Origin of the sequence: Indolivaga capnocytophagoides (assembly GCF_036511535.1) — a bacterium.
Taxonomy (GTDB): domain Bacteria; phylum Bacteroidota; class Bacteroidia; order Bacteroidales; family Dysgonomonadaceae; genus Dysgonomonas_A; species Dysgonomonas_A capnocytophagoides.
In genome coordinates this window covers 3,706,131-3,732,492 of record NZ_AP028867.1, presented here as the reverse complement: position 1 = coordinate 3,732,492, position 26,362 = coordinate 3,706,131, and the positions used below count along the sequence as shown (strand labels likewise).

The window sequence follows — 26,362 nt, the reverse complement described above, 5'->3', positions numbered from 1 at the left end:
ATTTTAAATATCCCTATAAATTAACTGATAAAAAATATACTTATATGAATGATTTATTACAAACGAGGTTATTCTGTTTATTAACAGAATCCTCACAGAAAGTAACAAACGAAGAAATTCAAAATGCCTATGATTGCTTTATGGAACAGGTAAAAACAGTCTGCCAACCCGAACAAGATTATTCGGAAATCTTTCGAATGCTGAATAATACTCGTATTGAGTTAATAGGTATAGAAACGCTTTATCGATACGAGCAGGGGAAAAAACGCCCTAAAATTTGCCTATCTCAGAAAGGCTATTCTATTGCTTGAAGCTGAAATTGATTTGCTGAAATTCACGTTTCCACAAGCAAATCAATTTTACAACAATACCCAATCAGATATTTCAAAAGTTTATTTTATCCCCAAGTCAGACGGCTTGGGGATTGATAGTATGGGGGAGTTTGTCAGCTCCTTTGAGTTATCCAATCAATTTATTAATAAAGAAGGGAAGACCGCTCCTTTTATTCATATTTCAAAAGCATTGGAAAGTGCTTTCAACTTTTCTTTTGGAGATGCATACAAATCCAAAAATAGAATATTCAACCGAAAACCATATAATCTAACTAAATCTTTGGATTATCTGAAAAACCTAATTATCAGGGCAAGCCGAAAAAAGAAGATGAAAAAAGATTTATTTGTAAATATCTTAATTTCAGTGTTTTAAAAAGACTATTTAGGGGAGTCAATAGGAATTCCCCTATTTTTATTGAGTTGTTCTACCGTCCTTTGCTTCATCAATGCATTGAAAAATTAGTATTAATCTGTAAAATGAAGCAATATGTATATCAACACCGAAGACTTTGAAAAATGGATGGAAAAACTATCCAAAAAGTTGAATGAAATAGGTCAGGACTTGAAATCCCTGATTAACACATCTGATGTATTTGAAGAAGACGAAAAGATTTTGGACAACCAAGATTTAGCTTTTCTTCTTAAAGTGTCCTATCGTACTTTACAAAGGTTTCGCACCAGTGGAAAACTCTCTTATTTTTCAATAGGTCATAAAACTTACTATCGTGTTAATGATGTCCGTGCATTTGTTCGTGAATACATGGATTTCGGAACTTATAAGGAGTTTGAAAAGAAGCATCCGAAGAAAGACAGAGATAAAAAGGCTAATGAAGATGAATAATTCCGCTTTTCTTGGATTTAAGCAGAATTATGAAATCTAATGAAGGCTGTATTTAGTCCACCGCCTTGTAATAACGCTCCGCATCCAGCAGAAACAACATCGCCTGTCGGCTCTTTTTGTTTCGCTGAATTGAGCAAGAGGGAACTGGACTATCGTCCTGTTCTCCTCTTGCCCTTCGGGGCAAAGCCTTCGGCTTTAGTGCTTTATCAAAAAGCACTGTTATAACACTTGCTATAACTGGAATTGATAGACAATTCTATTTAAGCAAGTTAGATATATCAATAACTATAAAATAGTTATAACAATGGAAAAACAGAATCGAAAAACCATATTTACCACCATAGCCATAGATAAGGAAACGGATCGAATTATAGAAAAACTCTGTAAACGCTATTCACTGAAAAAAGGAGAAATTACAAAACTCGCTTTTCAGTATTTAGATAAGGCAAATATCAATCCGAGTGAAGCTCCCGAATCAACAAAAGCAGAACTCAGAAAGATCAATAGACGACAGGATGATATTATTCGTTTTATCCGACACTATGAAGAAGAACAACTCAATCCGATGATACGGACGAGTAATTCAATAGCGAGTAGATTTGATGGGATTATCAAGTCAATGGAAGATATTATTCTCTCCCATCTTAAAGCCAATCAGGAAGGACAGAACAATCTACTAAAGATTTTGAGTGAGCGATTCACAGGACATGCAGATGCTATCAATAATCAGGGGAAACAGCTATCAGCAATCTACAAGAATCAGCAAAAGGATAATAAGAAACTGTTGCAACTAATCAGCCTATATTCGGAACTAGCCACAGCAGGATTAATGGATGGAAAACGAAAAGAGAATCTAAAAGCCGAAATAACCAATCTCATAAATGAATAATCTATGAATATAGATTTTCCACCACCATCGAAAGGAACATACAATAATGCAGGGAGCAGTAGACGACTTGCAGCATATCTCGAACACGAGGATTTAGAACGTATGGAGAAAGGTATTTATACAGAAGGCTTTTTCAATCTGACAGAAGAGAATTTGTATAAGTCGCAAGTAATAAAAGATATAGATAACAACAAAGCCCAACTTCTTAAAACGGATGCTAAATTTTATGCTATCCATGTCAGCCCATCGGCTAAGGAATTGCAAGCGATGGGAAACACAGAAAAGGAACAAACTGAAGCCATGCGAAAATATATTCGGGAAGTATTTATCCCTGAATATGCAAAGAATTTCAACAAAGGACTATCTGTAGAGAATATTAAGTTCTATGGTAAGATACATTTTGATAGAGACAGGTCAAACAACGAACAGAATATGCACTGTCATATTATTGTCAGTCGGAAAGATCAAGCGAATAAAATCAAACTCTCACCATTAACCAATCATCGCAATACAGAGAAAGGAATAGTTAAGGGTGGTTTTGATAGAACTAATCTTTTTCAACAAGTAGAACAAGGTTTTGATAGATTATTCAACTATGACAGAAAGCTAATAGAAACCTTTGAATATTGCAATACCATGAAGAATGAAAGTATTACAGACCAACTCATAATGCAGGAAAGACAAATTCTCAATGAAAGAAAAACTAAACAGACAGTAAAGAATTCGGATTTAGGTTTCTCTTCTGGCTTAGGGTTATTTAGTTTTGATGTAAATAAAGATAAAGAGGAAGAACAACTTGCTTTAAAAAGAAAAAAGAAGAAACCACAACAAAAGTTCAGGAGATAATTACATATCGTTTGTATATCTTACCCCAGATAATATCGTAACCTCACAAAGAAACAACTGAATAGATTACATTGATTATAGCTCGAATTAGTTTTACAAAGAAACGTGTAAGTCATGGCACACACTTACTTAGATTCTTAACTCAAATAGTAATTAAATATGGATACGAACATCTTGGAATACAATCCACCAATAATAAAAGCATTTTATTTGCTCGGAAGTTGGGACTCAAAGCTATTGATGGTTTGACCTATGTGGTATCAGTAAAAAGTCTTATCGATTGACTACTTTCAAAAGAATAAGTTAATGTAATCCATTTTACATTTGTGAAACAAGGTATATTACAAATCTGAAAGGTCAAATCTAAAAAGAAAAGACTTATGATTTCGGTTAATAAATACCTTGTGTATTGATAATTAAAGTTGTATTTCATTGTTGCAAACCTACATTAAAAGCAATATATTTGCAAAATGCATCAACAATTTGACGAATGGATTTGAATAGATTAAAAATTGTACTTGCGGAGAAAAAACGAACAGGCAAGTGGTTAGCGAAAAGTTTAGGTAAAAACGAAGCTACTGTTTCTCGTTGGTGTGCAAATGTGCCTCAACCATCACTTGAAACGTTATTTGCAGTAGCAAGGGTTTTAAATGTTGAAGTGAAAGACTTATTGGTTTCAATGGCAAAATAATAAAAGAATAATGAAATTCAAATTGTTACAAGCAAACAATGGAGATGCTATTCATCTTAGAATTAAAGATGGAGAAGGTATATTTCATAATGTTTTGATTGATGGCGGAACCCCTGAAACATATTCATATAAAAATAAAAAGGGAAAAGCGGAAGATGGAGAATTGAAGCAGCTAATTGAGCATATAAAGAATCAAAACGAATTTATTGATTTACTTATTCTAACTCATGTTGATGATGACCATATTGGAGGAATTTTAAACTGGTTTGAACAAGATGAAAATGCAAAAGATTTGGTAAAAAAGGTATGGTTTAATTCGGGTAGACTTATATTCGAGTATTTTCAGCAAGTAGAAATTGAAGAAAATCTCTTGAAGATAAAAAATACTTCAAGTAGTAATACCACAATTGCTCAAGGCGTCATTTTTGAGGACTTCATCGAACAAAATAAAATCTGGGATAGACGAATTATTAAAAGTGGAGATGAGTTCAATATATTCGGATTGAAATTTACGATTCTATCACCATCCAATGATAAATTACGATCACTTTTGTGCAAATGGGAAAAAGAGTGCCCCATATCGGAAACTTCTCGTACAAGCGACTATTCTTTAAGTCTATCCGACCTTATAAATACGGATTCTTTCAAAGAAGACGACTCTATACATAATGGGAGTTCTATCGCTTTTATCGTTGAGAAACAAAATAAAAACATATTGTTTCTTGGCGATGCACATCCTCAAACGATTGTTGATAGTTTAGTGAGTCTAGGATATTCATCTGAAAACCCATTGAAAGTCGATTTTGTGAAAATATCTCATCATGGAAGTAAAGCAAATACAAATGTGGAATTATTGGAATTAATTCAAACTAATAATTTTCTAATTAGCTCAAATGGGAGCAGGCATAAATTACCTGACAAACGATGTTTGGCAAGAATAATAAAAAACAAGAAACAAGTGAATCTCTATTTCAACTATCCGGAATTGGCATTAAACATTTTTACAAAGCAGGAGTTTTCTGACTTTTCAAACTTTTCTATTGTTGGAGACTTAGAATATATAAAAATATGAGCATTGATTCCATCAAAGAGTATATTGTAATTGTAAATGGTGGAAGTGGTTGCATCTTCCAACCAATAGATAATACATATTCTTATGTATTAACAGCAAAACATAATATAGTAAATGTGAATAACCAGATTACCCAATTAACAAGATTCAAATTGAATAATAATGGTTGGGATGAAATTGAAATTCCTTTTGACCACTTAGTTGAGAATGATAATTATTTTCCTCATTACGAAAGAGATATAGCAATTATAAAGATTGGGAAAATTCATGATTTAGACAATATAATCAGAATTGATGATATCGAAAATGAAAGAATTGGCTACCTCTTGGCTGGTTATCCTGAAACCCGAAGAAATGCTAATTTTAGCATGAAAGAAAATTGGTATAGATGTGACGAGAATGTAACCATCCTAAATTTGAGCGCCAATCAACTCAGAGAGGGACAAGTTCCAAATAATACAAGCTATGAAGAAATTGTAGGCCATTCAGGTGGCGGAATGTTGAAAATTTCTGGGGATTATATCCTATTGGCTGGAATTCAAAATAAAATGTCAGATGCCAAAAACGAGCAGTTGGGACGAATTGAATTTTCACCTATTAGTTTATTTGATGAAATAATAAATGCACACCCACAATACTTGTCGGCATTACAGCCACCATATTATAAATCATTTGTTTTCTTAAAAAAACAAATTATGAATCTAGATGGATGTTTTCAACGTGAAAATATTGAGTACACAAGATTATGCCTTCAAAATGTAGTTGATGAAATCATAAATAGTCCTTTAACTCCTAACATTATCAAGAATAAGTTAAATAAAAGAATGCTTATTCATAATGAAGAGGAGAATAGTTTTTTCCGAAAAGGCTTATGGATTGCTTGGCTTGAATTTCTGATTATTTTAAAAATCATAGGAGAAAATCCGCAAACTGAAGAAGAATTAGAAGATGTTTTCAATAAATATCGTATAATATACTCTTCCTCAAGAGAAGATTGGGGAAATCTATTTAAAGACAAGATGGCCTATTCAGACTATAAAGGACTGAAAGAAAATGCGTGCATAATTTTTGCCAATGAAACTCTTCCCCAAAAAACAATAGTAAAAAGGGGGATGATTTCAAATATTGCGAGACATATCCCCCGAAAGCAAATGAAAATAGATGAAGGTGTCAATAATCCATTTGAAAGTTTTACGCATATACATATTCATGCATTCCAAAAAGATTGTGTAATAAATAAGGAACAAGATTATAGTCGTTTTGACAATTCAAACGAAGAAGAACTTTTTCAAAAACTCAAACAAGAATATGAAAGCATCATTAGAAATTAGAAATATTGATTTCCTCGAAAACTTATTCTCTAAGTTTAAGCCACAGCTGTCAAATATAGAATTTATTGGTACTGTTAGCGTTTTCTCTTTCTTTTTTGAATCAGAAAAAGAGCTTGATGATAATTGGGAAGTAATTACAAGTTCGATAGCAGCTTATTATCAATCTGAATTCGATGATGACACGATGGAATTTGAAAGATGGAATATTTATATCTTATTTCTTGTAAAGAAGAATGTGAGTAACCAGTTAAAATACAAAATAGAAAACGATAAGTTTTCTAGCCGAAAAATTATTCAAGACAATATATCTGATTCAATAAACATAGATTCAATATCTCAATTAATACAGGGTCATATTATTAATAATGATTTGGATATATCAGAACCAATTGATATAATAGAACAATCCATAGGATCAACTTATTCTAATAATTCAAAAATATATAAATTGGTTGAAAATAGTAACTTAAAAATATCTGGACGAAGCATAGACAAGGAAGAACTTGACAGTTTATATCAACAAATCATTAAAGAAATAAACGATGAAATTCAAGAAGGTAGAAATACAAGCTTTTAGAGCTTACAATGAAGTTAAAGATGGGACATTTGATTTCATGACAAAATCAGATGAAATCGCTGATTTCATTTCAATCTATGCTCCAAATGGTTTCGGCAAAACTTCATTTTATGATGCTGTTGAATGGGGTTTCACAAATAACATTGGTCGTTTTCTTAGACGAAAAGATGATAATAAAAATTCGGCAAAAGCCGAGGAAACAAATTATATCATAAGAAACAAATTTGCCAGTATTAATACAGAGAGTATTGTCAGGCTTCACACTACGCTCCAAAAGGACCCTTTTGAACAAAAAATAGGTCGACTAAGGTCTAATCAACGTGATTTTAAGTTTGATGAAAAAGAGACTATTAAAGAGCGTGAATATTTTCAACATGTGTTGCTATCTCAAGAATGGATTGATGCATTTTTAAAAGAAGATGATGCAAGCATTCGGTATGCAAAATTTATCAAATCATTTGGGGATGTAAATCTTGATAATAAGTATAGTACAATAATCGAACTTATTAAATACAACAATAATAAGATAAATGGATTGGTACAAGAATTACAAGACCAACAGTCAAAAATCAATTTTGATTTTGATCCAGAAATATTATCGAAAATTAATTCTGAAATTGGCCTATTAAATGAAAAGGAAGAGAAAATTCCGTTTGTTCAATTCGATTATACAGAAAAGCATATTCAACAACTCACCGATTTAATTAATGGGCGCATTACTGATTTAAGATATGAAGTAAGTAAATTACAAGAAAAAACTGCAGTAATTGATTCCGCAGTTACGGGAAATAATCTTAGCAGTATAAATATTGAATCATATTTTGACTACAAAGAAAAAGATAAGCAACTCAATGAGAGATTGATTGTTCTAAAAAAGATAAAAAAAGAATTTGAACAGCTCCATAAAATAGAAAGGACAAAAAATAACAAAGAAGAGGAACTTCATAAAATCACGCAAGCACAATTAAAGTTCGTAGACCTATTGACTATATATCCTAAATATCAAGAAGTCAATAAAGAGTTGATAACCATAAACGATTCGATAGGAAAAAGAAACGAAGAGCTGAAAGAGATTGACTTGAAACTTAAGCCCTTACAGGATACTCATAATGAAATTAGTGTAAAATTAAATTCAGAAATAGACAGTCGCCAAAAACGATCCTCTAAATTAGCTGCAATTCCTGAGCTATCCAAATTTTTAAAAGAGAAGAATGCAGAAAGAAAAGATTTAATTTTTCTTATAGATTCTTCTACAAAAAGAAATTACGAATACGAAAATCGTATAAATCTAATAGAAAAAGAGATTAGAGATTGGAGTGAAATAATAAATCAAATATCAGTTGATAATTTTCAGATTCCTGAAAATGAAAAAACAAATTCTTTTTACGAAAGAATTAAACAGTTGAAATTAAGTGCTAATTTGATTGCAGAGTCGAAAGTCTCTTTAAGTAAAACTGAAACAGAAATAACTAACGCAAACAAACTTAATGATGATATAGAGCAATTAGTAACCAAAGGGGTCGATATTGTTAGCAAAAGCCAATTATCTGTTTGTCCTCTTTGCAAACATGACTACGATAAATTTGAAGTGTTGATTCAAAATATTTCAGAGAATACATTTTTGTCTGAAAGGATGAAAAATCTTTTATCGCAGAAAACTAAAAACGAACAAGATTTAGAAAGGCTATTCAAACAACAAAAAGGAGAAAAGGCTGCTATTCTAACTGCTATTAATCCTATTGTTAATAGTCTAAAAGAAAATCAATCCAAAGAGATAATTGCAAAAAGTGAATTAGCAAAATCAATTGAAGGATACAAACAGAAAGCCTCAAATTTAGATAAAGAAATCAATGAGCTATTGAAAGAGCTAGGAGGCAATGATACAGAATCTATCAAGAAAGACCTTGAGGACAAACTAACGGAATCATCGAAGATCTCTGAGGCGTTGAAAGCTGATCAAAAAGGAAATGTTATGACACGTCAACCATTGGAGCAACGTAGGTCTGTTATTAATGAGTATGAAATTCCTAATTTGAAAGCGAGACTGGATGAATTAAAAGATACTGATGTTTATGCAAGAATCATCAATTTTATATCTGAAAATCAAATCGAAGTAAATAATATTATTACTGAATTTGACAACCGAGAAAAGGAGTTTCAGACAAAGATAAATATAGTAAAGGATGAGATAGAGAAATGTATCAAATCACTCGCAGAATATCAAAAAATATTAGAAAAAAATGAAGAAACGGTTGTTTCTTCAGATATGCAACAGATTGAAAGAGAGATGGAATTTCTTAATCAAAAGGTTACGTCATTTGAATATTTTCTAAAATCGGAGTTGGAAATAGATTTCTATAATAAAAGCAAAAATGAATTAGAGAAGTTACTAAATGATACAAATTCATTTCAAAAAGAAGCAATTTCAAAAATAGAGGGTATTATTCAATCATTCGAAAAAACAAAAGTGTACAAGGAAAGCGTACTGCCATTTTTGAAATATGAAGAATTCAAGCGGAAAGAAGCTATTATTTTGAAAGACAAATCATTTTTAGAGAATTTCGTATGCTCTAAATTAGAACAAGAACGGAAATTACTTTCTGAATATATTGACAAACAGATGGAATCTTTTTTTCACGGAAAGTTGATCAATTCCTTGTATCAAAAAATCGATCCACACCCAGTATATAAAGAAATTAAATTCAAATGTGATTTTAGTACAGATAAACCTCGATTAAATGTATTTGTAACAGGTATAAATGACAGTACGTCTATTGTTCCAACACTATATTTTAGTACAGCACAATTGAATATTTTGAGTTTAAGCATTTTTTTAGCAAAGGCATTAAATGCTAAAGATAATAATGGCAATTCTGTTGAATGTATTTTTATTGATGATCCTATTCAATCGATGGACAGCATTAATATTTTATCGACTATCGACTTGTTAAGAAGCATATCGGTCAATATGAGAAAACAGATTGTATTGGCTACACACGATGAGAATTTTCATAATCTATTGCAAAAGAAAATACCCTCTGATAGATTCAATGCAAAGTATATCGAATTAGAAACGTTTGGTAAAGTGAAGCAAAATTAATTATTCAATATGAATCCCGAAACGAATCGCATAGAATACAAACAACAACTGACTGATGATTTAGAAAAAGAAGCTGTTGCTTTTCTGAATTATCAAGAAGGTGGGGTTATTTATATTGGAGTAGACAAAACAGGTAAAGCCATCGGTGTTAGTGATACGGATGGTGATATGCTAAAAATAAAGGATCGCTTAAAAAATAATATCAAGCCATCTTGCATGGGGTTATTTGATGTTACCATAGAGAATATAGATTCTATTGATGTGATAAAGGTCACATTTGCCAGCGGTACAGAAAAACCTTACTATATCAAGAAACTTGGAATGTCAGAAAGAGGAGCATTCATTCGTATTGGAACAGCAGCCGAGCCGATGCCTATCAGAATGATTGAATCTCTGTTTGCTAAACGGACACGGAACTCTATTGGCAAAATCAAATCTCCTAATCAGAATCTTACATTTGAACAACTAAAGATATATTATGAGGGAGCAAACAAAACGCTAAATCAGCAATTCGCATCCAATTTAGAATTACTCACAGAAGATGGTAGATATAATTATGTAGCTTATCTATTAGCTGATACAAATGGAACATCAATAAAGGTTGCTAAATATGATGGACTTGATAGAGTCGATTTAAAGGAAAATAACGAATATGGTTATTGTTCATTGGTTAAGGCGACAAAGCAAGTTCTTGATAAGATTGATGTAGAAAATAAGACCTTAGCTAAAATTACCCCTAAAGAACGTGAAGAAAAAAGGCTCTGGAATGCTGTCGCATTACGCGAAGCTGTAATTAATGCGATGGTGCATAATGATTATACCTCAGAAGTTCCACCGAAGTTTGAGTTCTTTGATGATAGAATAGAAATTACCTCATTCGGTAGCTTGCCACAAGGTATGACCGAAAAAGAGTTCTTTGAAGGATATTCTGTCCCTCGTAACAAAGAGCTGATGCGAGTGTTTAGAGACTTAGATTTAGTAGAACATTTAGGATCTGGCATCCCTCGTATTTTAAGAACTTATGGCAAAGAATGTTTTAAATTTACCGAAAATTTCTTACGAATGACATTCCATGTTTCGGAGCAAGTGACCGAGCAAGTGACCGAGCAAGTGACCGAGCAAGTGACCGAGCAAGTGACCGAGCAAGTCAAGGAACTTGTTAAAAGTTTGGATAAAGAAATGGATAGGCAAGAAATACAAAATAAATTAGGACTTTCTCATAGGGAAAATTTCAGATCTAATTACCTAAAACCTGCATTAGATATTGGTTTTGTTGAAATGACTATACCTGATAAGCCAAATAGCAGTTTGCAAAAATATCGCTTAACAATATTAGGAAAACAACTAAAAGAAAAGCTTTGATATTACCAACTAATATTTAAAATTTAGATATTTACACCCTTTAGGGTATATGGCAATACTTCGTAATAATAATTATACCTTTTAGGGGATAATTGAAGATGAATTTGAAAGACATAAATTGAATTTCCAAAACAATTCCTTACCTTTACAATACCACCACAAGAAGTTGTGAAGTAAGCAGAAAAATAGTGAAATACAATCGTAGCCTGACTCAAGGACTGCTTTTTAGACATCATGCAAACTGGCTTGTATAAACGAGTTGAAGATATATGACCCGTCCCAGCGGTATTATCCATCAAAAAAGGAAAACAATACTTTACTTGATATGGCTTGTACCTCAAAGGTATAGTTAAGCTAATCGCTTCTGAATCCGAATCATTCATAAGTGTTTCAGCCTGTTTTATAATTCTAATTTACTTCTATCCATTCAAGTGGGCGTAAGTTCAGCTCCAAATAGATTTAATATCTGATTTACGTTATCCACTCGTAAGGTTTGTTTGCCCTATTCTAGCTTACAAACAAAGCGAAATCCGACACTAGCTTTTTCAGAAAGAGCTACATAAGTTAAGTCACATTACTTTTGCTTACATATGCTGATAATGGTCCATTTTCATAATTATCCCTTTGGGTACTAATATAGAAAACAAATACTCTAAATGCTCTTTTAGGGTATGACATATAGATAAAATCAAATGAAAAATATTGTTTTTCTAAAACAAAAATCTTACTTTTACTTCATCGCTTAGGGAGGAAAAGTCCTCCAAAATTCACTTATAAAACAAAGTGAAAATCGAGTGAAAAGAGAAAAAGACAATATCGCTAATATGCTGACAGCATACGGGTTAGTTGATTGAAAATAAATCCGTCAACGCCCACAAAACGGTAAAATCCTGAAAAGACAGGAGAAGCCAATTAAAGACATAGGGTCTGTTAATCTACTGATTAATAGACTTTTTTCTTTTTCACCAAAGTCAATAAAAGTCAGAGAAAGACAGTAGTTGAGTGAAAAATAAGAGAACAAGGTTATTAGTTAAAGGCAATCTCACAGGAAAGATCATTTCGGATACTCCCCTATCAAAAACCAGCCATCAATAAATTCGATCTCTCAGAAAAAGAGACTATAACTCATACTTCATTTTTCTAAATACATTGGGAGTAGCCTGCTCACTCTTCTTGAAGAACTTAATAAAATGTGAAGGATCCTCGAATCCTAAACAGAAAGCGATCTCATTGATCGTCCAGTTGGTATGCTTCAGCAAGGCTCTTGCTTCCAAGGCGATCCTCTCTGAGATCAATAGCTTTGTAGTTTTTCCTGTGGCTTCTTTCAGTACCTTATTCAGGTGATTGACATGGATATTTAACTGCTGTGCATAATCACTTGGAGAATGAAGGCGGATACTTTGTATTGTGGATTCTATCGGAAACTGTCTCTCCAGAAGTTCGAGGAATAAAGCTGAGATTCTGTCAGAAGCATAAGACTCTTTATGTCCTACAGGCTGTATTATAGCAGGACGCATCTTCAAAGCGGTGTGAATAAGTTCTGTAACCAGATTGCGAAGGACATCGTATTTATACATATAATCAGAGGCAATCTCCGCAAACATTTTATCATAAATTATCCATACCTGACTGAACTCTTCATCATTCAGATCCAATATAGGTATTCCATGAGGCTGAAACAAAGGATAGGCTTTAAAATCGCCATATCCTTTGAAAAAGTCTTCAGTAAAAACACAAAATGCACCTGTCTTGTCAAAACTCACAGGTTCCCAGTTATAGGGAACCTGTGGATTTGCAAACAGAAGCATGTTATTTTCTACAACCAGCGTTTTATCGGCATAATGAACTGTATTACTACCGGATATCAGGCTTATCTTATAGTAATCCTTACGACTATATGGGATTGTGTGATCCGGATGTACATAATCATCCAAAGAAAAGACATTGAACTGACCTATCTTCCCGATAATTTCACTCGGTAAGATTCCTAATTTAATGCGATAAAAATCCGCTAATGACAACGCCTTTTCCATTATAATACGAACTTAAATATTCTTTACCTTTTCAAATATTTTGACCTCCGGAAACTTCGATCCGTTGAGCATTCACCCACCGTGCATCATCTGTACATAAAAATGCAACGACTCCGCCAATATCCTCCGGTAATCCGACTCTTCCTAATGGAATTGTACCAGCAGTGATTTTATTAACATTCTCGTTATCCCTCACAATGCCGCCTCCAAAATCGGTCGCAATAGCACCAGGAGCAACAGAATTAGAACGAATACCTCTGACTCCAAGTTCTTTTGCCTGATACCTTGTTAATACCTCAATGGCTCCCTTCATTGATGCATAAGCGGAATATCCCGGGCGAGAGAAACGAGCCAGTCCCGTTGAGATATTAATGATGCCACCTCCGTCTTCGAGTATGCTCAATGCTTTTTGAGTAAAGAAGTAAACACCCTTGAAATGGATGTTGAAAAGAATGTCGAAATCCTCTTCCGTTGTTTCTGCAAAAGGAGTATTAATTCCGATACCTGCATTATTTACCAGATAGTTTATTTTCTGAGTACCAAATTTGGCTGACAGTTCCTTTTTGAGTAATTCGAAAAAAGAATCGAAGCTTTTTACATTTGCAGTATTGAGTTCAAGAGCAATAGCTTTTTGTCCGATTTGCTCTATCTCTGCTATTGTTTCCAAAGCTCTTTCTTTTTTACTGTTATAGGTAAGGACTACGTCCAATCCTTTGCGGGCTATGTTTATAGCCATATTTTTTCCTAGTCCACGGCCACCGCCTGTTACTAATGCAATTTTTGATTGTTGTGACATAATTCAATAGTTTTAATTACAACACAAAGATATTAGTATATAGCCCATCGATACTGTATGATTCAATCAGCTTATGGTAAAAATCAAATAATTCATTAATCTCTTTTCAATAGATTTTAATTGTATATCAGGATATAAGCATTTAGATATGTTGCTAAAGACAACCAAAGTATATAAGGAACAAACAAGATTCCACTCACTTTTTGCGCCGGATAACATTTGAGAGCATAGTATAAAACAAACAAATCCAACAAAATAATATTGATAAAACCCAAAAGAGGGTTTTGCAGATAGAAGAATGAAATACTCCATGTAAAATTAAGGAACAACTGAACTGCAAATAATGAAATGAAAAAATTCTTATCGCGATCTTTTGAATTCAATATCAATCCAATAGAAATACCCATACATAGGTATATTATACTCCATGCAATTGGAAAAGCTATATTGGGCGGGGTTATTTCCGGTTTATCCAATGTCGGATACCATGTTTGTATAGATTCCGATTGAAAATAACTGGCTGTAAATCCAACTAAAAAACAGATAATTACAGGAAGTAATATGTTTAAAAATTTTCTCATATAGATAAATATTAGTTATTATGATTAGTACCCGCTATCACCTATCTATACCTCAACAGCTCGTTCTATAAACTCGAATACAGAAAAATGATAGATAATCATTTGCTTTTTATCATATAAAACAATCTCAACCGATTTTAGATTAGGCGTTGACAACTTTTATTAAATGATTATTTCAACAGCTGTTCTCTTTCTTCCCACATATACGATAAAGCCGATTTTAATGCCTGCCCGGATGGTTTTGGATTAAAGCCAAGTTCCCTTCTAGCCTTAGAAATATCAAAATCTTGTACTAGACCGTAAAACATATTAACCTCTTTAGTCGTCATTGCAGGAGCTTTACCGGATATTTTAGCAGCCAAACTTAATAAAGCTCCGAACGCAAACAATACAAATTTAGGTACAGGAAGAGGCTTTTTCAGTCTTAGTTCGGGGAACAATTCGTTTGCCAGTTTGATGGATTCTGTAATAGTCATACATTTTTCGTTTGCCAGAATATACCGCTCTCCCGATTGCCCTTTGGTTGCTGCTAAAATACAACCTTCAGCTACATCATTCACATCTATCCAATTCAAGGTTATTTTGGTTTCAATAGGCAATTTATTATTCAAGATCGCTTTTAATATCTCATTCGAATTACTCAAACGATCTGCAATAACACCACCTATCATAGCAGAAGGCAATACGGCAACCAATTCTATATTATGTTTCTTAGCCAGTTCAAAGGCTAGCTTTTCGCCATCATTTTTGGAGTTATAATACATATCCCTACGATCAGGATTATAACCTGATCCTTCACTGATAGGAATTCCTTTTGTGTAATCTAATGCGGCAATCGAACTGACATAAACAATCCGTTTAACTCCTGCTTCTGCGGCTGCTTCTATCATAACCTTGCAGCCTTCCATATTCACATCATAGATTTCCTTTTGAGGATTTTTTGCCCATAGTTTAAAAACTGCACCTACAGCATAAAATGTATCTACACCCCGTAAAGCCTGAATCATTGAGGATTTATCGGTTATGTCCGCTTGTACTACTTCACAATCAAGACCCTCAAATGGCTTTCTATTCTTTATATTACGTACAGATGCCCTTACCTGATAACCTTTAGATATTAATAATCGCACTAAGTTGTTACCTAAATGTCCGTTTGCTCCTGTGACTAAAACAAAATTCTTCTGTGTCATCATTTTTATATTTAATAATTATGACACAAAATTCAGAATAGAAGAATCAATTACACTTGACTTTTGTTAGTTAATCAGACTTCGTCTTATACGGCTGAGACTTTCAGGTTTTATACCAAGAAAGGACGCAATGTATTGTAATGGTACATTTTGAAGAATATCAGGGTGAGAGTTCATCAGTTTAAGATAACGTTGCTCTGCTGTTAAAGTAGCCAAGTCTTTAGAGCGCGCTTCATTATAAGACATAGAATCTAACAATACATACATTCCGTAATCTTTCCAGATAGAGCTTTCTCTCATTAGAGTATCATAATCCTGTTTAGTGATGCGAAGTAACTGACATTCTGTAATTGTTTCAACGTTTACCGATGCTTTTATTTGGTTTGTAAATTCTGAAAATGAAGTAAAAAAGCCATGAGGACAGTTAATATGTATGGTGACCTCATCCCCGTTGTCATTATAATAAAACAGGCGCATAAATCCAGATACGATATAATATAGATGTTGAGGAATTTTCCCTTCTTCTTCCAGAATTCTGTTCTTAGGCATCAAAACAGGTTGAAATAGCTTTTTACACAATTCAATATCCTGTGTTTGTATTTTATACTTAATTGAAATATCTTTTATCAGTTGTTTATGCATGGACTTTCATCATTTCAATAATAAGACTGCAATTGCAATCAGAGCCGGCAAAGCTTGTTTGAAAAATATTGATTTTTGGGCAGTAATCGCTCCATAGATTCCTGCAATAGCGACGCAGCAAAGAAAGAACAATCCTATATTCTGACTCCAATAGGGATTCTCTATCAGCAGTGACCAGATAAGCCCGGCAGCAAGAAACCCATTGTACAACCCTTGATTAGCTGCCAAACCTTTGGTTTTCCCGAATAATTCATCCGGTATGCTTTTGAATGTCGTACGCCCTTTTGTTGTCCATGCAAACATCTCGATCCAAAGGATATAGATATGCTCAAGAGCTACAAGTCCTATTAATATTTTAGATAATATTTCCACCTTTTTCGTATTTAAGAGTATTTGTATACGAAGTAAAGATTTATTTTTCAAACGATTGATTAAAATAGCTTGTTTTATTATGAATTCGTTGAAAGATATGTTTCTGCCAATCCATAGACATAAAAGGCAGGGGAGAGATAGTATTATTCATCTGATCAAAAGAAAAGATTATGGATCATGAATAACATAAAAGCTTTATAAAAACAGCAATAGAGATGAGAGAAAGACTGCCCCCTATACTTCGAAGCAAGAAATTCGAACATATTTTACAAATAGCCAAAGAACCTACCCCATACATTAAATTTAAGATTTAGCTATTTTGACTAAACGATCAGGATAATCAGAAATAATACCATCAACCCCCATATCTTTAAGTCGTGTGATATCATCTTCATTATTTACAGTCCAGGGAATCACCTGTATATTATTTGAATGACAGTATCGTATCATATTCTGAGTTACAAGTTCAAATGCAGGGCTTATCACTTCCGGCACAAAACCTAAATCCCTTATCATTTGCTCAACAGACCTTTTATCATCTTCCTCAATTAATAAAGACAACTTTACATCCGGATATTTTTGATGCATTACCTGCAAAGCTCTGTTATCGAATGACTGAATAATTGTCCGCGAGCTAATTCCTGCTTTAGAAATTACAGACATCGCCAGATCTGTAAATTCCTCAACTGACGGATGTTTTATACCATCACCTGCCGGATCGGACTTTATCTCAATATTATAAAGAACTGTGCGTTTAATCGCTTTTGAATGAGTCTCGGTGGCTTGCAGCAGATCTGACAATAAAGGTTTATTAGCTGCTATCTTTTTTTGATCAGGAAAGTCAGGATTGAACTTTAAGCCCACATCATATTTTTTGATACTGTCATAGTTCATTGTATATAACAGCCTTCTGTGTGCATCATCAACCGATAAGAATTTACCCTCCGGTGTTGTGGTTATCTTTTCATTAAAATATGGATCGTGAGAAACGACTATCTTTTTATCCTTAGAAACCTGTAAATCCATTTCTAGAGTTGTCACTCCAATATCCATGGCACTTATCATAGCTGCAATCGTATTTTCGGGTTGTCCTCCCCTATTACCTCTGTGTCCATGAGTTTCAAAAACAACTTTTGCTTCTTTATATGCTTCTAGATTTTCTATCCCTGCCATAGGTATTGAGATTTTAAAACCCTGAACATCATTTGCTGAATTACGGTAAAATACAATATCACCACCATATTGAGGCAAGTCAAAAGCATCTTGTTTCGAGTATCTCAGATTACATTCGCCGATAGAGGCCGAAATGTTCAAAACTGTATCGTTTACGATTGAGATAATTGCCGATTCCGTGAGGCTGCCTTCAGGAAAAATATAACGTCCGGCATAATCTTGCAGATTGGTTTTAACTTGAGCTTTGATTCCCGAACACGAGAGAGCTAATACGATAAATAATAATATTTTTTTCATTGTTGTATTGTCTTTTAAAATCCTACTTTAATCTGTACTCCGTACTGACTGGGACTACCACCTACAAATGTGGGCATACCTATTGTATTACCACTGTTTCCGGCATCAATAATATATTTCTTATCAAAAGCATTTTTACCATAAGTACTGACTTCACAATACATTTTATTCATTTTAAATCCTATTCCGGCTGTATAATTAAACAGTCCATAACCTTTCTGGCTTAGCAACTCGGTATTATCATCTTCGAAATATACTTTGGATTTATAAGAATATGCCGGACGAAAGAATATAGTTTTTCCTCCTTTCATCGGTATATTGGCATCGATACCTACAGAAAATGTATGCTTGGGAGTCAGACGAAAACGATTTCCTGCATATTCCTGGGGATTTCCGTCTTCATCCTTTTCATTGAATTTACCATCAATATACGCATAATTGGCAAATGCACTTAACTGAGGTAAGAAACGGTATTTCAATCCGGTTTCAATTCCGAAGCTATGAGCCTTACCTGCATCATCGGCTTGATATTGGGGAGTAAGACTGCCTTCTATTGTTTTTAATGAAGTTGTCTGAAAATGATTCCAATCATAATAAAACATCGTAAAGTCATAATTAAGTTTCCCCTGCAATACATTACCTTTTATTCCTGTCTCGTAGCTCCATATAATTTCAGGTTGGAGATATGTTGTTTCTGAAGGTAGTATACTAACTACCCCGGGACGTCTTCCGCGTGATACACTCGCATAAATATTATTACGATCAAACATGTAATTCAAAGCCAAACGTCCGACATATGAAAAATAATCTTTCGATGCTGAGATTTTTCCAGCAGAAACAGGATTCAATAAATTAGGAGAACCATTCATCAGTTGGCCAAATATACTGGGTTGTGCCGAAGCTGCTGCTTGGTATGAGCCTTTCTGATTTTCATAACTCAGCCTGATACCTCCTGTGAGTCCCAATTTTGGTGTAATTTTATATGTTCCATCGGCAAAAAACTCAGCAGCATTATTTACTCCTGTATTCTTAGAAGACTCTTCGTGGTACTCATTTATCGGATGGTTCGATAATAAATCGATGGTTCCGATAAGCTGTTTCTGAGTTTCGGCAGGCAAAGCTGCAAATATTTGCTCCAACTTAAGAGGCATACCCATCTGAGCACTGAACACCTGCTCCAGTGTAGTTCTGATATCAGGTATATTAGTTACATAATTAGGCTTACCATCCGTTAATGTAGGAATAGATGGAAACAGCATATTTGCAATACCCGCAACCTGCTCTTCCGATAAAAAACCTGTTGCAGCAAACTGTTCTGTCAACATTTTCTTCAATATCGGCGAAATATAAGCAGGATAAAGACTTTGCTCATTGATTCTCATCGGTACTTCCTGAGAATTATTTTCATAAAAATAACTTGCCCCGATAAAACCCGAAAAATTATCTTTATTATCATAGTTGAATCGGAATTCCTGACTCAATTGTGTACCCTTAGCTTTTTCCGAGACCCAAAGAATAGGAGCAGCAGTACCATCGGCATCAAAAGACTCATCGGAATCGAAAGCTCGGAATCCCGATATAGATGAAAACTTCCAATTAGAATTAATCGTGTGATCTATCAACAGACCCGCACCTCCCACATTTCTTTTTATATACAAGTTTCTGCCTTGTTCCAGATCAGCCATTGTATTCGGATCTGTATTCCCGCCCGTTGGAGCATATTGCCCGTTCTTGAAAGATGTTCCGGGATAATTATCGTGCTGATAATCGAGAATAAGATCTGCAACAGTTTTTTCTCCGCCAAATAAGCGAGTCGAATTTCTGATTGCCCATGTATTTTTTCCATTCAGATCACCTCCTGAAAGATTCTTTATAAAACCATCTCTATCGTTATAATTGAACGAAAAGCGGTTCAATAATTTATCTTTTACTATGGGAGTATTTATAAATCCTGTAACCAGCTTATCATTATGCGATCCGTATCCAAGAGTAACTTCTGCGCCTAAAGTATTTACAGGTTTATGTCTTACCAGATGTAATGCTCCAATTTCAGCTCCTCGTCCAAAGAGTGTTCCTTGAGGTCCTTTAACAACCTCTATACGTTCGAGATCAAATAATTCAACGGCAGATCCCCTCGACCGGGAAATGGATATACCATCCTGAAACACCGAAACCCGGGGTTGAGAACGTGAATCTCCATCGTCCGATGTTACACCTCTAATAACGTAGCCGGGGTTATTGGGACTTTGCAGTTGCATCTGCATCCCCGGAATATATTCCGACAGTTCGTCTAGTTGACGCACATTCAAGGTTGTAAGACTTTCTCCTGATAAAGCGTTTACGGCAGCCGGAACTTCAATATTGCTCTGGCTTCTCTTTTGAGTAGTAACAACAACTTCATTAAGTAATCGGGTATCTTCTTTCAAAGTTACCCGCATATTTTCACCGACTTCCATTTCTTTCGTTATATACCCCAATAAAGAAAATACAAGGATATTCTGATTCTTTGCATTTGATAAACTGAATTGTCCTTGCTGATCACTGTTAGTGCCGATTCGGGAACCTTTTACAACAACACTAACTCCGGCTAAGGCTTCGCCTTTATCGTCTGTTATATTTCCGGATATTCTGTTCTGCTGTGCACTAAGAGTTACATTAAAGCCAACAATTAGCAGTAAGCTGAATAATAAACTGATAAGCTTCATAACAAGTATTTAATTTATTTATATGTCTTTGATATACTTGTCAAAGCAACATAAATACAATTACTGAGGAATCTCTCAACTATTACAATTCTGCTAATATTTTCACATGTATTAAGAGTGTTTTATTATCAGGATGAAATTTCATTAAACAGGTTTGAATCTTTACTTTCATTATTTTGTTGCTCCTTTATATTGTATAGCTTTTTTATATTCTTTTTTATAAATGAAATTCCGTCTTTAGATTTATAATGGACAGTTCGTTCATCTATCTTCAGATATCTGGAAATTTCTTTGATAGACAATTCTTCTTGCCAGATAAGGGTTATTACTTCCCGATCAATCTCGGGTAACATCTCAAGTATACTGTTGATTATATTATTAACCTCTTTGAAATTAAATTCTTCTTCCACATGTGTATAAGGCATAACTGCATCTATTTCGTCTATGTCTTTACGGGTTTCTCCACCTATCAGTTTAAAATAAGAAGACTTCAAATAGTCAATCATCCTATAAGTATAATGATGCAACAAGAAGTTGCGAGCAGAATCCTTATCATCGGTTTTTATTAAAGCTGGCTCCGACCACACTTTAATCCAAAAATTCTGTGTGATCTCATTTGTCAGATTAATATCCCCGGTACGGTTATATGCCCATTTATAGAGCAGTTTCTCATACCTATCATAAAAAGTATTAAAAGCTTGCTCATCTTTTAAAGCGATAGCCTCTAACAATTCTTTATCAGACATAGTCATAATGATTTGGTATATTCCGGAAGTAAATGTATTTCTTATATGTTACGACAGTATTAATAAATTAAAAATTATAAATAAACATTTTTTCAGAAAAATACTCACCCACCAAAACACTGTAAAACAAACAAATAATCCATTGTTACAAATTCGAAACAATCACTTAACAGTTTTGTTGCCCGATTTAGCCTTACTCGACTCGTTTATCTTTATAGAGCAATATAAATTCCGACAAAAGGATATATTCTCCACAAAATGAATGAAAATGCATAACGTAAACAATAGAAAGAAGCAATCGCATCTGGAGTATTTAAAGAAACTACTCCTAACCTCACATATATTCGAACATTTTACTCAGGGAAAACTAGATAAGAATAATGAGAAGTTAATAGAAGATTGGAATCCGGAGGATACGTCTGAGTATTATAGCGGAAACGAAGACTTATTGGCAGAAGGACGCCGACAGGTTAAAGAAAATGTATTTGCTGCCCTTGGAATTCCAAACCCGGATAAAAAGAAGAAAATACAGGTACGCATTATATTCTTCAGTAAATATGCTGCAGTAGCAGCAATTCTGGTTATAGCAATTCTTTCAGGAATATATATGCTTAATCAATTTCCTGATCATAAAGACAAAGCCATAACGGGCAATACTTCAAAAGATCTGCTTTGCCAGACAGATAATTATGAACTAAAACAGGTTACACTGCCTGACGGAACCATATTACATGTAAACCGTAATAGTCGTATCTTATATGTTGAACAGGAATTCAATGTTAACAAACGAGAAATATGGATTGAAGACGGAGAAGCTTTCTTTTATGTAGCAAAAAATCCTGAGAAGCCCTTTATTATTCATTCCGGAGATATAGAAACAATAGTAAAAGGCACCTCCTTCAATATAAAAGCTTATAAAGAAATAAAGAAAAATGAAATATCAGTCCGCTCGGGTAAAGTAGAAGTGATTTGCCGTAATAAAACAATCGGTAAGCTCATTGCCAACCAGCAAATTACTTATAATACAGAAACCGGAGAATATAATGAAACTTTGGGAAACTGGGAGGATGCCGCCGCCTGGATACACAATAAACTAGTTCTTAAACAAGCTAATGTAGATGAGTTAAAACTGAGGGTGAGACAGATTTATGGCGTAGATTTGGTTATATTAGAAGGAATCCTGAATCAAAACCATTTCAATGCATCTTATCCGGCAGATGCACAGATCGAAAATGTTTTACAGAATATTTCTGAAGTGTATGATGTGAAGTATAAATTTGAGAACCCTCAAAAAGTTATTATTTACAAATAAAACATATTAACACAACAAGGATAGAGTAGTTCATCATCCCCTTTTGTCTATAAATTTTTATAAATACAGTTTTTCTGAGAAAAGAAGAACAGCTCAAGCCTTGTCCTTTTTTCAGGAATTTAAAACAAGATGAATACTCAATATATACAAAGCAACTTATAAAAAAAAGAAAAATAGCAGATGAAACATTTTCCAGCAGAAAAGATTTTTGGGTACATATTACTATTCGTATTAGAAATGGCACTACCAGCATGGCTTAATGCCCAGAATAAAGTAATTCAACTACCTGAGGAATCATTAAAATCCCGTATAGAGTGGATTGCAACAAACAGCGGTAGAAACATTATTTATGACGACAAATCATTCAGCAATATTCAGGTGCCTGCGATAAATGCAGAAAGCCGGGATATCAACATATTATTATCTAAAAGCCTGGTATCAACAGGATTTACCTTCAAGAGTATGCCCGATAACTCTATTGTAATCAAAAGACTGTCCAAAGAAGTAAACGATACAGCTGCCCCCCGGGGAAAGGGAATCTTGCAAGGAACAGTACTCGATGAAAAGGGATCACCGATTACAGGAGCTACGGTCAGTGTTCCCGGTACAACAATCGGAACAACTACCGATGCCGATGGAAAATACAAATTATCAAATATACCTTCGGGAGTCACAGACATACAGATCGGGTTTATGTCTTTTGAAACATTACTCGTAAAAGATGTAAAGATAACATCAAGTAAAATAACTCCCCTGGATGTTGTACTCAAGGAAGTTACAACCCAACTCGGGGAGGTTATAGTAACGGCAACATATAGTGAGGCGTCCGCTTCCGGCTTATACGCAAGACAAAAGAATATAGCTGTTGTAAGCGATGGAGTGAGTGCCGATATGATAAAGAAAACCAGCGATAATAATGTAGCACAAGTTTTGAAACGTGTATCGGGGGTTACCATTGATAACGGTAAATATGTAACAGTACGTGGTATGAGCGAGCGTTACAACAATGTACAACTCAACGGAGCCTCGCTTCCGAGCACCGAACCGAACCGTCGTAATTTTGCCTTTGATGTTATTCCTTCCAGTCTGGTGGATAATGTGACTATCAGCAAAACCTTTGCTCCTGATATGCCGGGTGAATTTACAGGAGGATTGGTAGAAGTAAATACTTTGGCGGTTCCCGAAGAAAAATTTCTGAACCTAGGAATTGGAACAGGAATGAATACAATCAGTACAGGAAAAGATTTTTACAGCAGTAAACGTTTCGGCTCCGACTGGTTTCTTGGCGAAATCGACAAACGTAAATGGTATTCAGGCGGAGATGAATCAGCTACAGCGCAGAATATCATTAATGCGGGACAAAAAAATACCTATGGTTTGGGTAAATATACAGCCATGCCTTTGCAGAGCTACAGTCTCACAGCCGGGATTCCGATCCACATGGGTAAAAACTCTTTGGGTGTTGTAGCAGCTCTAACCTATCGACATGAAGAAAATACAGAAAAGATTCTTGAAGGGAATATGATTACTCGCGACAGTATCTTTAGTCCATCCGGTAAGGGGTCATATCGTTACAGAGCAACCACAAGTATAGGAGCTGTACTAAATGCAGGATGGCGAATATCAGGGCACAATATTACCTGGAGAAACTTATTCAATAATAGGTTCAATCATAACAACCAGCAACGGTTTATCCACAAATATTATGAAAACTATAAACTTGTAGAACAATACAGTGTACCATTAGTAAGTAGACTTTGGCAAACTCAACTAGACGGAAAACATGACCTCTTCGGAGGAAAGCTGATCGCTTCATGGAATGCCTCTTATAACAATATCACCAGAACAAATCCTGACGACCGCATGGCTCAAGGCTCTATTGTCGGAGAGTCTCCGGAAGGTGCAAGCTTTGTTAACTGGGGATGGGCTACCGACTATGGAAATAGTTTTAATGTAGGGAGTGGGCATATCATGTACAGCAAGCTGCATGAAACTAAAAAGAATATTGGAGCAAATCTCGAATATCCTTTTATCATAGAAGGTAACCGCCAGAGTATTAAGACTGGATATTCAGGTGCATTTCGCAGAGCTGATTTTGAACAACAATACTTAAAAGCAATGAAAGGAAAAATAGATAACTCTATAAATTCTTTGCCAATAGAAGCATTTTATGCATCTGAGCATTTTGGAGGTAATCCTTTAATCTATGAACTTTCTGGAATGCAAGGAACCAAAGCTGATTATTACGAAGGCAAACAGGACATTCATTCGGGTTATTTGATGGGAGATTTTAGCCTCTTAAAAAAAATACGGTTGATAGGTGGTGTACGTATGGAAAGAAACAATATGGAAGTAACGACTGAAATGCTGGAAAAAACAATTGGTGGTGGTATTATAGATAGCACAACTACGATAAAGAAGACGGATTGGCTACCGGCAGCAACTCTTATCTATAGCATTACTCCCGAATTAAACACCAGAGTCTCATACAGTAAAACACTTGCCCGACCGGATTTTAGAGAGCTATCTCAATCAAGCTATTATAATGTAGACGACCGTGTATGGGTAATAAATGGATCGAATCTCGAACAAAGTCGTATTAATAATTATGATATACGAGTAGAATGGTATCCACGTTCGGGAGAGGTAATCTCGGTCAGCTATTTCCAGAAAAAATTTATCAAGCCGGTGGAGATGGTAATGCGAATGTTAAGCGATATGCAGAATTTCGAAATGTATAGCATGAACCTTGATAACTCTACTGCCAGAGGCTTTGAGTTTAACTGGCGAAAAGAATTAGTCTTTATTTCTCCGCTATTGCATGACCTCTATTTCACGGGAAACTATACCTGGATGAAAGCTAATGTGAAATACAATCAGGAAAAACTATTAAATCCGAACATAGAAGATTCTAATCCCGACTTCGACCGCAACCGGCCCTTACAGGGATTAAGCCCCTATACCTTCAATTTGGGAATTGCCTATGAGGGAAGTATAATAGGTGCTGCTGCCAACTATAATCGCAATGGACGCAAATTGGTCTATGCCGGAGAAGAGACCAAATACGATCAGTATGAAAATTCACGGGATGTATTAGACTTGCAACTTTCGGCTCGTTTGATGAAAGATCAACGCTTAGAATTAAAGTTTAATATCTCAGACATTTTTAACCAAGATATTATAGTGTATCGAAATACACGTGTAGTAGACTATACTACAGAAAATCCTAATCCTGAAACGGGAAAGCCGGGAACCACCTATCTCGATCTAACAAAAGATATGAATTATAATAAAGGGGATTATGTTATGAACCGAATAAAAAAAGGCATAAATATATCAATAAATGCAAGTTATAAATTTTAGAAAAGAATGACCATCTGGTGAGACGTCACCAATATAAGAATAGATAAGTACTTATCAAGTATGTAGAGAGAATCGATTATTGTTTTGAGGATTGCCGAAACTTGGAATATA

22 protein-coding genes and 1 pseudogene are annotated in these 26,362 nt (G+C 34.5%); 13 read left to right on the top strand and 10 right to left on the bottom strand.

Annotated elements, in window-relative coordinates; translation table 11 throughout:
- Positions 1-44: 44 nt before the first annotated feature.
- From AABJ51_RS14995 to AABJ51_RS14945, 11 genes are all read left to right on the top strand, one after another.
- A complete protein-coding gene (locus tag AABJ51_RS14995; protein ID WP_338373224.1) occupies positions 45-311 on the top strand; it encodes a hypothetical protein in 267 nt (88 codons plus the stop codon).
- On the top strand, positions 304-705 hold the full coding sequence (locus AABJ51_RS14990) for a hypothetical protein (protein WP_338373223.1): 402 nt from the start codon (positions 304-306) through the stop codon (positions 703-705). Before AABJ51_RS14995 ends, AABJ51_RS14990 begins: the two co-directional genes overlap by 8 nt.
- A 114-nt stretch (positions 706-819) precedes the next feature.
- Entirely contained in the window at positions 820-1,173 is a 354-nt protein-coding gene (locus AABJ51_RS14985; RefSeq protein WP_338373222.1) for a helix-turn-helix domain-containing protein, read from the top strand.
- Between the two features lie 304 nt (positions 1,174-1,477).
- Positions 1,478-2,062 (top strand): BfmA/BtgA family mobilization protein, encoded by a 585-nt coding sequence (locus tag AABJ51_RS14980; RefSeq protein ID WP_338373221.1) that lies wholly within the window; start codon positions 1,478-1,480, stop codon positions 2,060-2,062.
- A gap of 3 nt (positions 2,063-2,065) precedes the next feature.
- Positions 2,066-2,908, top strand: a complete 843-nt coding sequence (locus tag AABJ51_RS14975; RefSeq protein ID WP_338373220.1) for a DUF5712 family protein — start codon at positions 2,066-2,068, stop codon at positions 2,906-2,908.
- Positions 2,909-3,398: 490 nt separating this feature from the next.
- On the top strand, positions 3,399-3,599 hold the full coding sequence (locus AABJ51_RS14970; RefSeq protein ID WP_338373219.1) for a helix-turn-helix transcriptional regulator: 201 nt from the start codon (positions 3,399-3,401) through the stop codon (positions 3,597-3,599).
- 10 nt (positions 3,600-3,609) lie between these two features.
- A complete protein-coding gene (locus AABJ51_RS14965; protein WP_321577299.1) occupies positions 3,610-4,671 on the top strand; it encodes a ComEC/Rec2 family competence protein in 1,062 nt (353 codons plus the stop codon).
- Positions 4,668-6,002: an ABC-three component system protein gene (locus AABJ51_RS14960; protein WP_338373218.1), complete on the top strand. Its 1,335-nt coding sequence runs from the start codon at positions 4,668-4,670 to the stop codon at positions 6,000-6,002. Before AABJ51_RS14965 ends, AABJ51_RS14960 begins: the two co-directional genes overlap by 4 nt.
- On the top strand, positions 5,980-6,579 hold the full coding sequence (locus tag AABJ51_RS14955; protein ID WP_338373217.1) for an ABC-three component system middle component 1: 600 nt from the start codon (positions 5,980-5,982) through the stop codon (positions 6,577-6,579). Before AABJ51_RS14960 ends, AABJ51_RS14955 begins: the two co-directional genes overlap by 23 nt.
- Positions 6,545-9,679, top strand: a complete 3,135-nt coding sequence (locus AABJ51_RS14950) for a hypothetical protein (RefSeq protein ID WP_338373216.1) — start codon at positions 6,545-6,547, stop codon at positions 9,677-9,679. The genes AABJ51_RS14955 and AABJ51_RS14950 overlap by 35 nt, the downstream gene beginning before the upstream one ends.
- Before the next feature lie 9 nt (positions 9,680-9,688).
- Positions 9,689-11,041: a Fic family protein gene (locus tag AABJ51_RS14945; protein ID WP_338373215.1), complete on the top strand. Its 1,353-nt coding sequence runs from the start codon at positions 9,689-9,691 to the stop codon at positions 11,039-11,041.
- Between the two features lie 427 nt (positions 11,042-11,468).
- Here AABJ51_RS14945 and AABJ51_RS14940 read toward each other — a convergent pair.
- From AABJ51_RS14940 to AABJ51_RS14895, 10 genes and pseudogenes are all read right to left on the bottom strand, one after another.
- A pseudogene (locus AABJ51_RS14940) lies at positions 11,469-11,609 on the bottom strand (transcriptional regulator); the annotation flags it as partial.
- Between the two features lie 550 nt (positions 11,610-12,159).
- A complete protein-coding gene (locus tag AABJ51_RS14935) occupies positions 12,160-13,074 on the bottom strand; it encodes a helix-turn-helix domain-containing protein (RefSeq protein ID WP_338373214.1) in 915 nt (304 codons plus the stop codon).
- Positions 13,075-13,105: 31 nt separating this feature from the next.
- Positions 13,106-13,870 (bottom strand): SDR family NAD(P)-dependent oxidoreductase, encoded by a 765-nt coding sequence (locus AABJ51_RS14930; protein ID WP_338373213.1) that lies wholly within the window; start codon positions 13,868-13,870, stop codon positions 13,106-13,108.
- A gap of 116 nt (positions 13,871-13,986) precedes the next feature.
- Positions 13,987-14,451: a TspO/MBR family protein gene (locus AABJ51_RS14925; protein ID WP_338373212.1), complete on the bottom strand. Its 465-nt coding sequence runs from the start codon at positions 14,449-14,451 to the stop codon at positions 13,987-13,989.
- Between the two features lie 170 nt (positions 14,452-14,621).
- Complete coding sequence (locus AABJ51_RS14920; protein ID WP_221411756.1) at positions 14,622-15,644, bottom strand: NAD-dependent epimerase/dehydratase family protein; 1,023 nt, start codon at positions 15,642-15,644, stop codon at positions 14,622-14,624.
- Positions 15,645-15,707: 63 nt separating this feature from the next.
- Complete coding sequence (locus tag AABJ51_RS14915) at positions 15,708-16,190, bottom strand: Crp/Fnr family transcriptional regulator (protein WP_338373211.1); 483 nt, start codon at positions 16,188-16,190, stop codon at positions 15,708-15,710.
- A gap of 102 nt (positions 16,191-16,292) precedes the next feature.
- On the bottom strand, positions 16,293-16,655 hold the full coding sequence (locus AABJ51_RS14910; protein WP_338373210.1) for a DUF1304 domain-containing protein: 363 nt from the start codon (positions 16,653-16,655) through the stop codon (positions 16,293-16,295).
- Positions 16,656-16,958: 303 nt separating this feature from the next.
- Complete coding sequence (locus AABJ51_RS14905; protein ID WP_338373209.1) at positions 16,959-18,125, bottom strand: glycerophosphodiester phosphodiesterase family protein; 1,167 nt, start codon at positions 18,123-18,125, stop codon at positions 16,959-16,961.
- A gap of 14 nt (positions 18,126-18,139) precedes the next feature.
- Entirely contained in the window at positions 18,140-20,830 is a 2,691-nt protein-coding gene (locus AABJ51_RS14900) for a TonB-dependent receptor (protein ID WP_338373208.1), read from the bottom strand.
- A 128-nt stretch (positions 20,831-20,958) separates the two neighbouring features.
- Positions 20,959-21,576, bottom strand: a complete 618-nt coding sequence (locus AABJ51_RS14895) for an RNA polymerase sigma factor (RefSeq protein ID WP_166786286.1) — start codon at positions 21,574-21,576, stop codon at positions 20,959-20,961.
- A 262-nt stretch (positions 21,577-21,838) separates the two neighbouring features.
- Between AABJ51_RS14895 and AABJ51_RS14890 the strand changes: the two genes are divergently transcribed.
- Positions 21,839-22,888, top strand: coding sequence for a FecR family protein (locus tag AABJ51_RS14890; protein WP_338373207.1), 1,050 nt, complete (start codon positions 21,839-21,841; stop codon positions 22,886-22,888).
- Between the two features lie 180 nt (positions 22,889-23,068).
- Positions 23,069-26,251 carry a TonB-dependent receptor gene (locus AABJ51_RS14885; protein WP_338373206.1) on the top strand — a complete coding sequence of 1,061 codons (3,183 nt, stop codon included), beginning with the start codon at positions 23,069-23,071 and terminating at the stop codon, positions 26,249-26,251.
- Positions 26,252-26,362 lie beyond the last annotated feature (111 nt).

Bases quoted from the DNA above. Each gene is read 5' to 3' on its own strand.
- AABJ51_RS14885 (WP_338373206.1), top strand. From the start codon at position 23,069: ATGAAACATTTTCCAGCAGAAAAGATTTTTGGGTACATATTACTATTC.
- AABJ51_RS14980 (WP_338373221.1), top strand. From the start codon at position 1,478: ATGGAAAAACAGAATCGAAAAACCATATTTACCACCATAGCCATAGAT.
- AABJ51_RS14895 (WP_166786286.1), bottom strand. From the start codon at position 21,576: ATGTCTGATAAAGAATTGTTAGAGGCTATCGCTTTAAAAGATGAGCAA.
- AABJ51_RS14995 (WP_338373224.1), top strand. From the start codon at position 45: ATGAATGATTTATTACAAACGAGGTTATTCTGTTTATTAACAGAATCC.
- AABJ51_RS14915 (WP_338373211.1), bottom strand. From the start codon at position 16,190: ATGCCTAAGAACAGAATTCTGGAAGAAGAAGGGAAAATTCCTCAACAT.
- AABJ51_RS14970 (WP_338373219.1), top strand. From the start codon at position 3,399: ATGGATTTGAATAGATTAAAAATTGTACTTGCGGAGAAAAAACGAACA.
- AABJ51_RS14945 (WP_338373215.1), top strand. From the start codon at position 9,689: ATGAATCCCGAAACGAATCGCATAGAATACAAACAACAACTGACTGAT.
- AABJ51_RS14985 (WP_338373222.1), top strand. From the start codon at position 820: ATGTATATCAACACCGAAGACTTTGAAAAATGGATGGAAAAACTATCC.
- AABJ51_RS14920 (WP_221411756.1), bottom strand. From the start codon at position 15,644: ATGATGACACAGAAGAATTTTGTTTTAGTCACAGGAGCAAACGGACAT.
- AABJ51_RS14925 (WP_338373212.1), bottom strand. From the start codon at position 14,451: ATGAGAAAATTTTTAAACATATTACTTCCTGTAATTATCTGTTTTTTA.
- AABJ51_RS14975 (WP_338373220.1), top strand. From the start codon at position 2,066: ATGAATATAGATTTTCCACCACCATCGAAAGGAACATACAATAATGCA.
- AABJ51_RS14935 (WP_338373214.1), bottom strand. From the start codon at position 13,074: ATGGAAAAGGCGTTGTCATTAGCGGATTTTTATCGCATTAAATTAGGA.
- AABJ51_RS14960 (WP_338373218.1), top strand. From the start codon at position 4,668: ATGAGCATTGATTCCATCAAAGAGTATATTGTAATTGTAAATGGTGGA.
- AABJ51_RS14955 (WP_338373217.1), top strand. From the start codon at position 5,980: ATGAAAGCATCATTAGAAATTAGAAATATTGATTTCCTCGAAAACTTA.
- AABJ51_RS14965 (WP_321577299.1), top strand. From the start codon at position 3,610: ATGAAATTCAAATTGTTACAAGCAAACAATGGAGATGCTATTCATCTT.
- AABJ51_RS14890 (WP_338373207.1), top strand. From the start codon at position 21,839: ATGAAAATGCATAACGTAAACAATAGAAAGAAGCAATCGCATCTGGAG.
- AABJ51_RS14905 (WP_338373209.1), bottom strand. From the start codon at position 18,125: ATGAAAAAAATATTATTATTTATCGTATTAGCTCTCTCGTGTTCGGGA.
- AABJ51_RS14900 (WP_338373208.1), bottom strand. From the start codon at position 20,830: ATGAAGCTTATCAGTTTATTATTCAGCTTACTGCTAATTGTTGGCTTT.
- AABJ51_RS14930 (WP_338373213.1), bottom strand. From the start codon at position 13,870: ATGTCACAACAATCAAAAATTGCATTAGTAACAGGCGGTGGCCGTGGA.
- AABJ51_RS14950 (WP_338373216.1), top strand. From the start codon at position 6,545: ATGAAATTCAAGAAGGTAGAAATACAAGCTTTTAGAGCTTACAATGAA.